Below are 14,732 nucleotides of genomic sequence, written 5' to 3' on the forward strand. Positions count from 1 at the left end.
GGCGGTGGCCGGTACGGCCACCGCCGCCCGATCCGCGCCCCGGACGCCGGCCGGCGCCCCGTCCGCCGTGGGAGGCACGCGTGGGCGAGTGTGCGGCGGACTACGGCACGGGCCGCGGAGCCGTACCGTGCCGGCCGTGTTCGAGCGCCTCGACGAGTTCCTCGGCCCGGGGCCACGGTCCGTGCCCGGAGGTGGGGTTGAGGTGCCCGACCGGGCCGAGTTCGACCAGGCGGCTGCCCCAGTCGCGCGCGAGTTCGGCGGCGTTTCCCCGTGATCCCAGGGGGTCGTTCGAACCGGCCGCGACGATGCTGGGGAACGGCAGCCGTCGCCGGGGCACCGGTGTCCAGCCGTGCGTCTCCAGCTCGGCGGGGGTGGGGTAGCCGTCCGGCAGGGGCGTTCGGAAGTCCGGGGGCGCCGCCAGCAGGGCGCCCCGGACGTCCGCGGCATGCCACTGGGCCCAGTGGACCGTGGTCATGACGCCGGCGCTGTGGGCGACGATGATCACGGGCCCGGTGATCCCCGCCATCACCTCGACCAGGTTGGCGACGTGGGAGACGCGGCTGAGCCGGTCGTGGAGCAGCGGGGGAACGATGTGGACGGTGCGGCCCGCGTCGTCGAGCCGCTCGCCCAGAACGGTCTGCCAGTGGTTCTCGACGTGTTCCCGCAAGCCGGGGACGATGACGATGGCCGGCACGGTGGTTCGTGTCATGAGGACGGCTCCTGTTCTCCGGGCTCCGGCGTCGAGGTGGGCGGGGTGAGGCGTCGGAGATCGCGTTCGTACCGTCGGCGCCCGATCAGGAAGGCCGCGGTGGCCGCGATCGCCATGAGCGGGACCAACCGGAGCGCGCCGAGCAGACCGATCCGGTCCGCGAGCATTCCCGTGACCGCGGGGCCCGGGGCCAGCCCGAGGAGGCTCTGGGCGAGAGTGAGCGTGGCGAACGCCGTCGCGGCGATGGCCGCGGGGGTCAGATTCGCCACCATGGCCGCTCCGGGCCCGGCCGTACCGGCGCAGAGCAGGCATCCCAGGGCCAGCACCACCAGCTGCGCCGGGCCGGCGGGCAGACGGAACGCGGCCGTCAGCAGCACGAGGGAGCCCACGCTGCAGCAGATGGCGACGGACCACTTGCGGATCGGGTCGCGCCGGCTGAGCCGGTCAGAGGCGAAGCCGCCGGCGATCATGCCGACCCCGATCACCAGCGCGAAGAGCGCCGCGGTCGCGCCGGCCTTCGCGGTCGGCATCTCGTAGTAGCGGTTGAGGTAACTGGGCAGCCAGGCGATCAGTGCGCCCGCGATGAAGAGCTGCAGACCGCTGCCGATGTAGGCGCTGACCACGGAGACGGAGGAGAACAGCCGCGGCAGCAGCACCCGGAGCCGGGCGGTCGTGCCGGTACCGGCCGCTTCGTCCTCCGTCGGCCGCGCCCCGGGGGCCAGCCTCCTCTCCGTGACCACGACGGCGTAGACGCCGGCGAGCACCAGGCCGAAGACGCCCATCACACCGAACGCCCAGCGCCAGCCGTACGCCTCGGCCACGGCGCCGCCTATGGAGATGCCGAGGACCGAGCCGAACGCCCCGCCGGCGATGAAGGCCCCGGAGAGCGTCGCCCGCAAGGTACGCGGGAAGACGCTGAGCACCACGGCGATGCCCACGCTGCCGTAGGCGGCTTCACCGATGCCGACGAAGAGCCTTCCGACGAGCATCTGGCCGTAGCTCGCCGCCACCGCACAGCCCAGGGTCGCCAGGCTCCACATCGTCGCCGCGACGACGAGGGTCCTCACCCTGCCCCACCGGTCGGCCAGCAGCGACAGGGGGAAGGTGAGCAGACCGACCATCAGCGCCACGATGCCGCTGAGGGAGCCCAGTCGGGCGTCCGAGAGCAACCAGTCGGCCTTCAGCATCGGGAAGACGGCGTTGAGTACCTGCCGGGACATGTAGTCCGAGAGCAGGAGACCGAAACTCAGTGAGAAGACCACCCAGGCGTAGCTCCGGGACACGGGCCATACCGGGGAGCGGGATCCGGTACCGGATCTCTCCGGGGCGGGTGCCGCAGTGGTGAGAAACCCCATTGTCATCACCTCGACTGCTGTTGACGGGAAGGGCAGGGTCGGAAGGCCGGCAGGCGCGGCCGGGCGGAAGAGTCAGAAGGGCCTGTCGCCGACGATCCCGGCGCGCTCCATCCTGCGGACGGCGGGCCAGTAGTCCTGGACGGCGTAGTGCTGGGTGGAGCGGTTGTCCCAGATGGCCACACTGTTCCTCCGCCAGCGCCAGCGGACCTGGTACTCGGGCACCGCGGCCTGGCTGATCAGGTAGTTCAGCAGGTTGCCGGTGCCGGGCGCGAAGTCCTGGCCGAAGCGGACGTTCTCGGGCGTGTGGTAGTTGACGAAGTGGGTCGTGAAGGCGTTGACGAAGAGGATGCTCTCGCCGGTCTCGGGGTGGGTGCGCACGACCGGGTGCTCCGCGTCCGGGAACCGCGCGGCCAGTGCGTGACGCCGCTCCGCGGGCAGAACCGCGCCGAAGGTCGCCTCGATGCTGTGCCGGGCGCGCAGGTCCCGGATCTGCGCCCTGACGTGCTCCGGGAGGCGGCGGTGGGCCTCGACCATGTCGACCCAGATCGTGTCGCCGCCCACGGGGGGCGACTCGACGCAACGCAGTACGGCTCCCATGGACGGGTTCTCGCGCCAGGTGCCGTCGGTGTGGAGAGCGTTCTCGTAGTGCTCGGGCGCGCTGTCCAGGTCCTTGTAGATACGGACCAGGCCCGGGTGGTCCGGGTCGCTGCCGGCCACCGGGTGCTCCTCCAGCGGCCCGAAGCGTTCCGCGAAGGCGACGTGGTCGGCGCGCGTGATGTCCTGGTCGCGCAGGAACAGCACCTTGTACCGCAGCAGCAGGCTCTTGATCTCGGCGAAGAGGTCGTCGTCGCGAGCCGCGTCGGCGAGGCTCACTCCGGCGAGCTCGGCGCCGATGCTGCAGGTCAGCGGCTCGACGGTGAGAGAAGTGCGGAGCACGTCCGGGCGCACCAGGGCCGGGGTGTGTTCCTTCGGTCGGATGGTCTCGGGCATGATGCTCACTCCTGGGGTGGGGTGGGGTGGGGGCGGCCTCAGAGGGCGAAGACGGAGGACCCCGTGGTCCGTCCGGCTTCCAGGTCGCGATGCGCCTGTGCGGAGTCCTCGAGGGAGTAGCGCTGATTGATCTCGATCGCGATGCGTCCGGAGGCGACGTGACCGAACAGTTCACCCGCCAGGGCGTCCCGCTCCGCCGGTTCGGCGATGTAGTCGGCCAGCGCCGGACGGGTGACGAACAGCGAACCCTTCAGGGCGAGTTGCATGGCATCGATCGGTGGTACCGGGCCGGAGGCCGTACCGAAGCAGACCAGCAGTCCACGACGCGACAGGGACGCCAGCGAGCCGGCGAAGGTGTCCTTGCCGACGCTGTCGAGGACGACCGGCACTCCGGCGCCGTCGGTCAGCTCGCGCACCCGGTCGGCCACGTTCTCGCGCCGGTACCGGATGACGTGCGCACAGCCGTGCGCGCGGGCGATCTCCGCCTTCTCCTCGCTGGACACCGTTCCGATCACGGTGACTCCGAGGAGCTTCGCCCACTGACTGACGATCAGACCCACGCCGCCGGCAGCCGCGTGGAGCAGCACGGTGTCACCGGCCCGCAGCGGGTGGATCCGGCGGAGCAGATACGCCGAGGTCAGGCCGCGCATGGTCATGGCCGCGGCGGTCTCGAAGCCGATCTCGTCCGGCAGCTTGATCAGATGAGAGGCGGGCATGACCCGCTCCGTGCTGTACGCCCCCAGCGGGCTGCCGGTGTAGGTGACACGATCGCCTTCGGCGACATGGGTGACGCCCTCGCCGACGGCCTCGACCACCCCTGAGCCCTCGACGCCGATGCCGTCGGGCAGCCGGACCGGGTAGAGACCCGTACGGAAGTACGTGTCGGCGAAGTTGAGACCGACGGCGAGGTGCCGGATGCGCACCTCACCCGGACCGGGGTCGCCGACGGCGACCTGCTCCCAGGTCAGGACATCGGGTCCACCGGTTTCGTGGAAGCGGACGGCGTGGGCCACGGGTTGCTCCGATCACTCGAACGTGCGGGCTTGCGAATGGGGCGGAAGGACGGGTCAGCGCTCGTCGAGGTCACGGAGCATGAAGCCGCGCTGCCCCGGCCGGCGGTTCGGGACCATGCCGAGACGGTCGAGGGTCTCGTCGGCATCGGCGTAGTACTCGCCGATCTTGTAGAGCCTCTTGGCCTCGGCTCCGGTCGCGATGTCCCGTCCCAGGACGTTGGCGATCCGGACCATCTGCTCGACCTGCTCGACGGAGGACATCCGCTCCCCCTTGCGCCGCCAGAGGTTGTCCTCGTTGCCCACCCGGACGTGCACGCCGAGGGCGATGGCGATCGCGTTCATCGGCGCCACGGCGCGCATGGAGCTCTCGATGGTGAGGACCGCCCCGTCCGGCACGCGGCGGATGAACTCGATCAGGTCGGAGGGGTGCCGCCCGGCGAAACCGCCGCCGATCGCGACATAGTTGAGGACCAGCGGGCCGGTGTGGACGCCGGAGCGGATGAGCCGCTCGACGGTCTCCAGCTGGGCCATGGTGGCGAGTTGGAAGTGCGGCTGTATCCCGCTCGCGTGCAGTCGCTCGAGGTGTTCCAGGTAGAACTCGGGACCGGCCTCGACGACCATGTCCCGGTAGGCCCGGTAGTACTCCGGCTTCGCGATCGAGGTGCCCTCCAGATCGTCGGCGGTCATGATGTCGACGATGTTCATCTGGCTGGTGTTGATCGCGATGGTCACCTGGTCCGGCGCCGGAGTGACATCGGCCAGGAGGTGCCGGGTGTCGTAGGAGAGCCACTTGGCGTCGCCGCCCTCGCCCTCGGGGGCGAAGGAGATCGAGCCCCCGATCTGCAGGACCATGTCCGGGACCGCCTCGCGCAGCCGGCCCATCAGCTCGTTGAACATGGACATCCGCTTGGAGCCCTTGCCGTCGAGCTCGCGTACGTGGATGTGGAGCACCGTGGCCCCGGCGTTGTGGCAGTCGACGGCCGCCTGGACGTGCTCGTCCATGGTCAGGGGCAGGTCGTCGGCGTCGCCGGGCAGCCATTCGGGCCCGTAGGGGGCCGCCTGGATGACGAGCTTCTCCTGGTTCTCGGGGAAGAGCGAGTCGTCGTGGAAATGCATGATGCTTCTCCTTCGCGTACGGATGATCACCCGTCGCGGCCGTCCGCGGCTGCCGAGTCGGAGCCAGCGGACGGCAGGCACTGTGCGGGTGATGGGAGAGAACGTCGGGCGCACGGCCCGGGGCGCGATCGGCTTTCCCGGAGCGGAACGGGCTGTGGGGTAACGGGCCGCCTCCGGCAGCCGACCACTGTCGGCGGTGCAGCCAAGGTAGGGCCGCGTGAACACGACTGCTTGACCTACGGTGACGGGCGACTTGTCATTTGGGGACAGCCGTGACCGGTGCGTCGTCCGTGCTCGGCGCCGCGGGTGTCAGCCGCGCCCCGGGTCCTGCTGCCGGGCCTTCTCCTTGCGCCACTCCCTCGGGCTGCACCCGAACTGCTGGTGGAACCAGCGGGAGAACGCGCTCAGGGACGAGAAGCCCAGGAGGTCCGAGATCTCCGTCAGTGAACGGCGGGGACTGGCCACGAACTGCTCCGCGAGCCGCGCCCGGGTGGCGTTGAGCAGCGACGAGAACGTCTCTCCCGAGTGGGTCAGATGCCGGTGGACGGTGCGTCGGTCGACGCCGAGGCTGCGGGCGACCTGCTCGATGGAGCATCGGCCGGTGGGCAGCAGCGCCTCGATGAGCTCGCGCACCCGGTCCGCCACCGAGGTGTCCCTGGGCGTGGCGCCGATGGTGTCGAAGTACTGCCGGGCGTAGTTCCGCAGTTGCGGGTCCGCCATGGCGTTGGGGGCGTCGAGGTCGTCGGCGTAGAAGACGATGCCGGTGAACTCGCGGTCGAACTCCAGCCCGGTGCCGAACATACGGCGGTGCTTGGCGGAGTCCGCGGGAGCGCCGTGGGCGAACCACACCGAGAGCGGCTGCCACCGCGTGTCGAGGAATCCCCGCAGGATGCGGGTGAAGGCACCCACGACCAGTTCCGTGGCCTGACGGGCCGGCGCCGTCTCACCGAGCCGGAGGTCCACCTTGATGGTGGCCAGGCCGTTCCGCTCGGACAGTCGCGTGTGCAGGAGCTCGTTGTACATGTGCTCGTGGCGCAGCAGCATTCCCAGCGCACTGCGCACGTCGGGCTCTTCGCGGACGACCAGGCTGATGGGGCCGAGATTGGAGAAGCGGCGCAGCTCGGCCATGCGCAGGCCGAAGTCGTCGTGGTGCGAGGCGGCCGCGGACAGTTCCAGGAGGTGGACGGCGGCCGGGCCGGAGATCCACCGGTCCTGGACGGCGAGGTCCGCGGTGTCCAGACCCACCCGCTTCATCAGCGCACGCGGATCGATTCCGAGGGAGCGGCTCAGCTCGACGTAGCCGTTCAGCGCTGCCGTGCGGACAAGGGGCCTCATGACCATGCTCCTGGGTTCGGTCCCCAGAAGTTAAGTTTCTCGTCCCCTGACGTCAAGCATAGAGAGCAGGCCCGCCCTAGCATCTCCGCAACGCGACCCCGGCGAACGGCACAGGACGGCGCGCACGTGGCCGCCGAGACGGATATCAGTGGAGACGACCGTCGCCCGCACCGTGCCGACGGCCGAGACGAACAGAAGGAGACCGCCGGCATGACCAACCTCGCCGCGTTTCTGGTGAACTCCGCGGCGGCCCGTCGCGGTCAGCTCGCCGTGCGCCACGACGACGCCGCCCTGACCTACGGCGAACTGGACGACGCGAGCGCCAGGTTCGCCACGGTGCTGCACGACCGCGGCGTGCGGCCGGGCGACCGCGTGGCCCTGACCATGCCGAACCTGCCGCTGTTCCCCGTCGTCTACTACGGGATCCTGCGGGCCGGGGGAGTGGTCGTTCCGATGAACCCCCTGCTCAAGGCCCGCGAGGTGGCGTACCTCCTGCGCGACTCCGGGGCCCGGATCACGGTGACCTCCCCACTGTTCGCGGAGGAGGTCGCGAAGGCCGCCGTAGAGGTGGGAGCCGACTGCCTCGCGACGGAACCCGCGGCCTTCCACGATCTGCTCACCGCTGCCGAACCGCTCTCCGGCATCGTCGACCGGGCGCCCGGGGACCCCGCGCTGATCCTCCACACCTCGGGCACCACCGGCACACCCAAGGGGGCGGAGCTGACCCACGGCAACCTGGTCTCGAACACGGCCACCACCGCCGAGACGCTGCTGCGGGTCGGCCCGGACGACGTCCTGTTGGACGCTCTGCCGCTGTTCCACGCCTTCGGGCAGACCTGTGCGCTCAACACCTCCATCGCCGCGGGGGCGACGTTGACCCTGCTGTCCCGCTTCGATCCCCAGCGGGCGCTGGAGGTCATGCTCCGCGACGGGGTCACCGTGTTCCTCGGCGTGCCGACGATGTACTCGGCGCTGCTCCACGCCGAACTCCCCGACGGCTTCGACGCCTCGCGGCTGCGCCTCGCCGTCTCGGGCGGTGCCGCGATTCCCGTCGAGGTGCTGCACGGATTCGAGCAGCGCTTCGGGGCCACGGTGCTGGAGGGATACGGGCTGTCGGAGACGTCACCGGTGGCCGCCTTCAACCACCCGGACCGTCCACGCAAGGCCGGCTCCATCGGGATGCCGATCCGCGGAGTCGAGATGAAGCTCGTCGCCGAGGACGGCTCCGCGGCAGGCCCGGGCGAGATCGGCGAGATCGCGATCCGCGGCGAGAACGTGATGAAGGGCTACGTCAACCGCCCGGAGGCGACGGCGGAGGCGGTACGTGACGGATGGTTCCACACCGGCGATCTGGCCCGCGTCGACGAGGAGGGGTTCTACTTCGTCGTCGACCGCAAGAAGGACCTGATCATCCGGGGCGGATACAACGTGTACCCGCGTGAGATCGAGGAAGTCCTGTACGAGCACCCCGCCGTGGCCGAGGTCGCGGTGGTCGGCGTGCCGCACGACGTGCACGGCGAGGAGGTCGCGGCGGTGATCGTCCGCCGCGAGGGCGCCGATGTGACGGCCGAGGAGATCCGCGAGTACGTCAAGGAACGGATGGCGGCGTACAAGTATCCGCGGATCGTCACCTTCCTGGCCGAACTTCCCAAGAGCCCCACGGGGAAGATCCTCAAGCGCGAGATCGTCGTCCCCTCCTCGTGAGGCGGCAGGGCGAGCGGGTGGGCGGCGACGCCGGCCCACCCGGTCCGTCCGGGCCGCTACGCGGAGGCTCTGCCCGCGGACCCGTCGTTCGTGGGCGGGTAAGCGGGGCGCTGCGGTATCGAAGGGGAGCCGTGCGGTGCGGGCAGGGGCGGGAGGGACGGCTGGTACAGCCAGGCCGTGAGCAGCTCGTCCACCGGCCCGTCCGCGTACCGGGTCACATGGGCGGTGAAGCCCGCTGTGGTCACCACGCCGTGGCGATGCACGGTGGCCCAGTCGCGCAGCATCCGGAAGAAGGCACCGTCGCCCAGGGTGCAGCGGACCGCATGCACGGTCAGACCGCCGCGCTCGTACAGCCGGTCGTCGAACATCAGCTTGCGCCCCGGGTCGGCGAGCTTCAGGTCCTGGGGCTGGGTGGAGAGCAGGCGGTGCGCGGCGGCCGCCAGTTCGTGCGCGGTACGGCCGCCCGAGCGCTCCGACCAGAGCCACTCGGCGTACTTGGCCAGGCCCTCGTTCAGCCAGATGTGCCGCCAGTCGGCGATGGTCACGCTGTTGCCGAACCACTGGTGCGCGAGCTCATGGGCGACGAGGCGCTCGGAACCCCGCGCGCCGTCGACATGGTTGGCGCCGAAGAGGGAGAGTCCCTGGGCCTCCACCGGGACGTCCAGCTCCTCGTCGGCGACGACCACCGCGTACTCGCCGAACGGATAGGGCCCGAAGAGCTCCTCGAACAGCTGCATCATCGCGGGCTGCCTGGCGAAGTCGCGGGAGAAGCGCGGCAGGAGATGCGCCGGCACATGGGCGCTCTGCGTGACACCACCGAGCCCCGGGTCCCCGAGGAGCACCGTCTGGTGCATGCCGATGGAGAGGCCGACCAGGTAGCTGGAGGTCGGCGCGGACTGCTCGTACACCCAGGTGGTCGTGCTGGCCTTGGTCGTACGGGTGAGCAGCCGGCCGCCCGCCACCACGGTGTACGCGGAGGGCGTGTTGACCGAGATCTGGTACGAGGCCTTGTCGGCCGGCCGGTCGTTGCAGGGGTACCAGGAGGGTGCGCCGACGGGCTGGCTGGCCACCAGCGCGCCGTCGGTCAGCTCCTCCCAGCCGAGCCCGCCCCAAGGGCTGCGGACCGGCTTGGGGTTGCCCGCGTAGTGCACCTCCACCGTGAACGCGGCGCCCGCGGGCAGCGGCTTGACCGGCCGGACGCGCAGCTTGCCGCCCCGGTGGGCGTAGTGCGGCGCCCGGCCGTCCACGAGGATCCGGCCGACCTTGAACTCGGCCAGGTTCAGGTGGAACTCGGAGAGCGCCGCCCGTCCGGCGATCGCGCTGAGCCGCGCCGTCCCGGCGAGCCGGTTGGGGCCGGGACGGTACTCCAGAGCGAGCTCGTACCGATGCACGCGGTACCGGGAGTCGCCGTGGTCAGGAAAGTACGGGTCCGATGCCGCTCGCCGCTCGCCACTCACTGCCGCTTCCGCTCCCTGCCCTGTGCTGTGCTCGTGCGGCCCGTTCAGGCCCGCCACGCCTCGATCGGATTGCCCAGCCAGCGGGTGTCGTCGGGGACGGATTCCCCGGCCATCACGAGGGAGGCGGGACCCAGCGTGGAGCGGGCCCCGACCGTACTGCCGGGCAGGACGATTCCGCCCGGACCCAGGGTGGCGCCCTCGCGGAGGACCACAGTATCCGTCCTCAAGATCCGGTCGTGGAAGAGGTGTGTCTGCAAGACACAGCCACGGTTCACGCTGACCGCGTCGCCCAGCGCCACCAGGTCCGTCTCGGGCAGCCAGTAGCTCTCGCACCACACACCCCGGCCGATCCGTGCTCCGAGTCCACGCAGCCACAGGGCGAGCAGCGGAGTTCCCGGCACCGAGCCGATCAGCCACGGTACGGCCAGCACCTCGACGAAGGTGTCGGCCAGCTCGTTGCGCCACACGAAGCCCGACCAGAGGGGGTGTTCGCCCGTCCGGTGCCGGCCCACGAGCACCCATTTGGCGGCCACCGCGACCAGGCACGCGGCCGCCCCGGCGGCGAGGAGGACCGTCCCGGACAGCAGCGCGGTGCCCAAGACCCCCAGACCGGTCGCCGTGGCCAGGGCGCAGAGAGCCGCCACGGTCAGGACCGCGAGAGCGGCCGAGCAGAACACCGGAACGAGCCGGCACAGCTCCACCAGGCCACGTGCCCACAGCAGGTGAGCGGGCGGGTCGTACGTCCTGCTCCGGTCGGCGTCCGCCGCTGACCGCGGCAGCCTGACCGGCGGCAGACCCAGGTACGAGCTGCCCTTCTTGGCCTTCTTCGGCGTCGCGGACAACACGCCGACCAGGCCGTCGTCCGGGACCGTGCGGCCCGGCGCGGTCATGCCGGAGTTGCCGAGGAACGCCCGGCGACCGATCTCGGAGTGCCCGATCCGCACCCAGCCACCGCCCAGCTCGTAGGGAGCGGTCAGGGTGTCGTCGGCGAGGAACGCGCCCTCGCCGACGGTGGTCAGGCTCGGCAGCGCGAGCACCGTCGACACCTCCGCGCCCCGGCCGATCTTCATCCCGAGCAGCCGCAGCCAGACCGGAGTGATCAGCCCGGCGTAGAGCGGGAAGAGCGTCTCCCGCGCCAGATCCATCAGTTGCGTGACCGTCCACGCCTGCCAGGCGACCCGGCCGTGCGTCGGATGGCTCCCGGTACGCAGCCCGAGGCTGAGCAGCCGTACCGCGACCAGCACCAGCGTCGCGTACGCGAAACCGTAGGCGAGCGCCCCGGGCACCACGGCGAGCAGCGCTCCCGGCAGCGCACCGGCGAGCCCGGCGTCGGCGGGCACGAAGCGGCTCACGACCAGCAGGGCGGGCAGGGCGGCGAGCACGGGCAGGGCCGAGAGGAAGAAGCCGCTCGCGCCGTATATGGCCCGCCAGCGGACCGCGCGCGCCGGTCGCTGCTTGGGCCAGTTCCGCTTGGCCTTGCCGAGCTTGCCCGCGGGCGCACCCGCCCAGCGCTGTCCGGTCGGGATCTGTCCCGCGACGGCGGAGCCGGGCGCCACCTCGGCCCGCTTGCCCACCCGCGCCCCCGGGAACAGCAGGCTGCGCGTGCCGACCACCGCGCCCGCGCCGACCTTGACCGGGCCGATCTCCAGCCGGTCGCCGTCCAGCCAGTATCCGGAGAGGTCCACCTCGGACTCCACGGCGCAGCCGCGCCCGAGCTTGAGCATGCCGGTGACCGGCGGCAGCGAGTAGAGGTCCACGTCGGGGCCGACCTTGGCGCCGAGTGCCCGTGCGTAGCGCTCCAGCCAGGAGCCGGTGAGCGAGGTCGCGCCGACGCACTCGGCAAGACGCTCGGCCGTCCACAGCCGCAGATGGACGCTTCCGCCGCGCGGATGGCGTCCCGCCTTCACCCCGCGCAGCAGCAGGCGTGCGCCGCCCGCCGCGATCGCGAGCCGGCCGGGCGGGCTGAAGAGCAGCGCCGCTCCGACCGCGACGAGCCACCACGAGGCGGTCGGCGCCCACGGGTAGGGCCCGAACCAGTGCAGTACGTTGCCCAGGGCGAGGAGCGCCACGGTCCAGCGGAGCCCGACCACGGTGAAGAGCGGGAGCAGCAGGACGCTCTGGGCGAGCCCGGTCCGGAGCGGAACCGGTGTGACGGTCCGGACGGCGCCGTCGTCCTGGACGGACCTCTCCAGACGCCGGGCCAGCTTGCGCAGGGTGGGCTGCTGATAGATGTCGACGACGGCCGCGCTCGGATAGCGGGTGCGCAGCCGGGTGGTGAGCCGGGCGGCGGCGAGGCTGCTGCCGCCGATCGCGAAGAAGTCGTCGGCGGCGCTGGTGACGGCCACTCCGAGGGTCTCGCTCCACTGCTCGGCGAGCCATGCCTCCGTGCCGTACAGCCGCTCGGCGGGGCCGGTGCTCTCGAGATCGGGCAGGGGCCAGGGCAGCGCGTCCCGGTCCACCTTGCCGGAGGTACGGGTCGGTAGTTCGTCGACCGGCGCGAGCAGCGGCACGAGGGCGGCGGGCAGTTCGGCGCGCAGCCGCTCGACCGCCGCCGCGTGGTCCCAGCCCTCCTGGGTGACGAGATAGCCGACGAGCAACTGGTTGCCGCTGCGGGCGGTACGGACGGCGGCGGCCGCGCCGGCGACGCCGGGCAGGGCCTGCAGCGCGGCGTCCACCTCGCCCAGCTCGATACGGCGGCCGCCGAGCTTGATCTGCTCGTCCCCGCGGCCGAGGAAGACCAGCCCCTCCGGCTCGGCGCGGACCAGGTCGCCGCTGCGGTAGGCGCGCTCCCAGCCCAGCGACTCCAGCGGCGCGTACCTCTCGGCGTCCTTCTCGGGGTCGAGGTAGCGGGCGAGTCCGACGCCGCCGATCACCAACTGGCCGCTGCCGCCCATCGGCACCGGTTCCCCCGACTCGTCGACCACCGCCAGTTCCCAGCCGTTCAGCGGGAGACCGATCCGGATGGGCTCCTCACCGGTCAGGAGGGAGGCGCAGGCGACGACGGTGGCTTCGGTGGGGCCGTACGTGTTCCAGACCTCGCGGCCCTCCGTGACCAGACGCTGGGTCAGCTCGGGCGGGCAGGCCTCGCCGCCGAAGATCAGCAGCCGGACCTCGTCGAGTGCCTCCGGCTCCCAGAGCGCGGCGAGGGTCGGCACGGTGGAGACCACGGTGATCTCCTGCTCCACCAGCCAGGGGCCGAGGTCGGCGCCGCTGCGCACCTGGGACCGGGGGACGGGCACGAGGCAGGCGCCGTAGCGCCAGGCCAGCCACATCTCCTCGCAGGAGGCGTCGAAGGCGACGGAGAGCCCTGCCATGACCCGGTCGCCGGGTCCGATCGGCTCCTCGACGAGGAAGAGCGCCGCCTCGGCGTCCACGAACGCGGCCGCGCTGCGGTGGCTGACGGCGACGCCCTTGGGCTTGCCCGTGGAGCCGGAGGTGAAGATGATCCACGCGTCGTGCTCGGGACCGGGGCGGGTGGCGGGGGCGCGGTCCCCCTCGCGCGCGGTGACGTCGATCCGGTGCCCCGCGCCGAGGACGGCCCGCACGCCCGCCTCGCCGAAGACCAGCTCCGCCCGCTCGTCCGGGTCTTCGGCGTCGACCGGTACATAGGCGGCGCCCGCGGCGAGCACGGCCAGGATGGCCACGTACAGCTCGTTGGTCCCGGAGGGCACGCGGACGCCGACCCGGTCGCCGAGCCCCACCCCGGCGGCCGCCAGGGCGCGCCGTCGGCGCTCGACCTCCGCGGCCAGCGCCCGGTAGGTCAGCCGGGTGTCGCCGTCGTCCAGGGCGAGCTCGTCGGGGTAGGCCCGTACGGACGCCTCGAAGACGTCGACGAGGGTGCGCACCGGGGCGGCTGGTCCGGCGGAGAACCGGGCGGACTTGCCGGACTCCTCCTCCCATGTGCCCCCCTCGTCGAGCAGAGTGATGTCACCGCGCTCTGGTGTGGCTGCCATCGGACCTCGCGTCTCGTTCCCGGCACCGTCCGGGTCGCCGGCGGAGCCCGGGTCTGCCCAGGTTGTTCCGATCCGGCGCCAAACAGCCCGCCAGTCTAATGCGTCGGCAAGGATTCTCCCGTCTATGGCTTGCGCATGGCCGGTTAGGAGCGGTAATGGAGTGTCGGCGCGGGGCCGTCAGGGGCTGTCGACCCCCGCCGGGTGCGCCTTGGTGAGGGTGCAGACGCCGTCCTCGCACCGGCGCTCCAGCCGGCCGCGGGAGACGGTCTGTGCCAGGCCGACCATCCAGCAGGTGGGGCAGCCGCGGAAGGCGATCAGGGCCAACGGGGCCGCCAGCAGGGCGGCCGGGCCGACGACGGGCACCAGGGCGATCGAGCCGATGATCAGCCCGAACCCGATGGCGCCGCGCGCCAGGTGGCGCGGGACGGACGTGCTGGCGAAGTCGGGCCCGGGCGCCGTGGACCGGGCCTTCGCTCCCTGCGCGGGCTTCACGATGTTCACAGTGGTGGGTCTCCTCCGACGGATCGGTCGACGGTGTGCTCGGGTGTTCGTTCGCTCGCTGCCAAGGAGTCCCGCAGGGCTGCGCGTGCTCGGTGCAGCCGGGACTTCATCGCGGCGTTGCTCAGACCGAGCGAATGGGCGACGGTCCCGCCCGGCAGCCCCTGTATGTCCCGCATGATCAGGACCTGCCGCTGATCACGCGGAAGGGCACCGACCGCGACCGCGATCCGCTCCGCCTCCAGCCTGCGCAACACCGCCTCCTCGGCGGACGGTTCCGCGGACGCCTCCGCCTCGTGCGACGCCTCGTCACTCCGCGAGACGAGCAGCCGTACCTGCCGGAGGCACTCGTTGCGCACGATCCGGAACATCCACGAGGCGAGCGCGCCGGTGGCCCGCAGGGTGCCGATCTTCCGGTAGAGGATGATCAGCGCCTCCTGCGTCGCGTCCTCCGCGTCCTGCGGCGAGGCGCACAGCGATCCCGCGAACTTGCGCACATGCGGCTGCGATTCCATGACGACGGTGATGAGCGACGTGACGTCGCCGTTCTGAGCGGCCTTGATCAGCCGCTCGTCCGGCCAGCGGAAGCGTTGGTTCATGAG

11 protein-coding genes are annotated in these 14,732 nt (G+C 71.7%); 1 reads left to right on the forward strand and 10 read right to left on the reverse strand.

The annotated features are described in order from the left end of the window. Positions 1-100: 100 nt before the first annotated feature. From ACFQ7Q_RS24975 to ACFQ7Q_RS25000, 6 genes are all read right to left on the reverse strand, one after another. Positions 101-709, reverse strand: coding sequence for an RBBP9/YdeN family alpha/beta hydrolase (locus ACFQ7Q_RS24975; RefSeq protein ID WP_383558882.1), 609 nt, complete (start codon positions 707-709; stop codon positions 101-103). Further along, positions 706-1,992, reverse strand: a complete 1,287-nt coding sequence (locus ACFQ7Q_RS24980; protein WP_383558883.1) for an MFS transporter — start codon at positions 1,990-1,992, stop codon at positions 706-708. The genes ACFQ7Q_RS24975 and ACFQ7Q_RS24980 overlap by 4 nt, the downstream gene beginning before the upstream one ends. 144 nt (positions 1,993-2,136) lie before the next feature. Then, positions 2,137-3,054, reverse strand: a complete 918-nt coding sequence (locus tag ACFQ7Q_RS24985) for a TauD/TfdA dioxygenase family protein (RefSeq protein ID WP_383558885.1) — start codon at positions 3,052-3,054, stop codon at positions 2,137-2,139. A 38-nt stretch (positions 3,055-3,092) separates the two neighbouring features. Beyond that, the gene (locus ACFQ7Q_RS24990; RefSeq protein ID WP_383558887.1) at positions 3,093-4,067 is read right to left on the reverse strand and encodes a quinone oxidoreductase family protein; all 975 of its coding nucleotides are present in this window, start codon (positions 4,065-4,067) and stop codon (positions 3,093-3,095) included. 54 nt (positions 4,068-4,121) lie between these two features. Further along, entirely contained in the window at positions 4,122-5,183 is a 1,062-nt protein-coding gene (locus ACFQ7Q_RS24995; RefSeq protein WP_383558889.1) for a 3-keto-5-aminohexanoate cleavage protein, read from the reverse strand. Positions 5,184-5,492: 309 nt separating this feature from the next. After that, positions 5,493-6,518 (reverse strand): AraC family transcriptional regulator, encoded by a 1,026-nt coding sequence (locus tag ACFQ7Q_RS25000; protein WP_383558890.1) that lies wholly within the window; start codon positions 6,516-6,518, stop codon positions 5,493-5,495. Between the two features lie 210 nt (positions 6,519-6,728). Between ACFQ7Q_RS25000 and ACFQ7Q_RS25005 the strand changes: the two genes are divergently transcribed. Further along, positions 6,729-8,222: a long-chain fatty acid--CoA ligase gene (locus ACFQ7Q_RS25005; protein WP_383558892.1), complete on the forward strand. Its 1,494-nt coding sequence runs from the start codon at positions 6,729-6,731 to the stop codon at positions 8,220-8,222. A gap of 56 nt (positions 8,223-8,278) precedes the next feature. Here the strand turns inward: ACFQ7Q_RS25005 and ACFQ7Q_RS25010 are convergent, their stop codons facing one another. From ACFQ7Q_RS25010 to ACFQ7Q_RS25025, 4 genes are all read right to left on the reverse strand, one after another. Then, the gene (locus ACFQ7Q_RS25010; protein WP_383558893.1) at positions 8,279-9,679 is read right to left on the reverse strand and encodes a M1 family metallopeptidase; all 1,401 of its coding nucleotides are present in this window, start codon (positions 9,677-9,679) and stop codon (positions 8,279-8,281) included. A gap of 44 nt (positions 9,680-9,723) precedes the next feature. Beyond that, positions 9,724-13,632: a Pls/PosA family non-ribosomal peptide synthetase gene (locus ACFQ7Q_RS25015; RefSeq protein ID WP_383558895.1), complete on the reverse strand. Its 3,909-nt coding sequence runs from the start codon at positions 13,630-13,632 to the stop codon at positions 9,724-9,726. A gap of 177 nt (positions 13,633-13,809) precedes the next feature. Beyond that, positions 13,810-14,133 carry a hypothetical protein gene (locus ACFQ7Q_RS25020; protein ID WP_383558898.1) on the reverse strand — a complete coding sequence of 108 codons (324 nt, stop codon included), beginning with the start codon at positions 14,131-14,133 and terminating at the stop codon, positions 13,810-13,812. Continuing rightward, positions 14,130-14,729, reverse strand: a complete 600-nt coding sequence (locus tag ACFQ7Q_RS25025) for an RNA polymerase sigma factor (RefSeq protein ID WP_383558900.1) — start codon at positions 14,727-14,729, stop codon at positions 14,130-14,132. Before ACFQ7Q_RS25025 ends, ACFQ7Q_RS25020 begins: the two co-directional genes overlap by 4 nt. Positions 14,730-14,732 lie beyond the last annotated feature (3 nt).

The organism is Streptomyces sp. NPDC056527 (assembly GCF_042794475.1).
Lineage (GTDB): Bacteria > Actinomycetota > Actinomycetes > Streptomycetales > Streptomycetaceae > Streptomyces.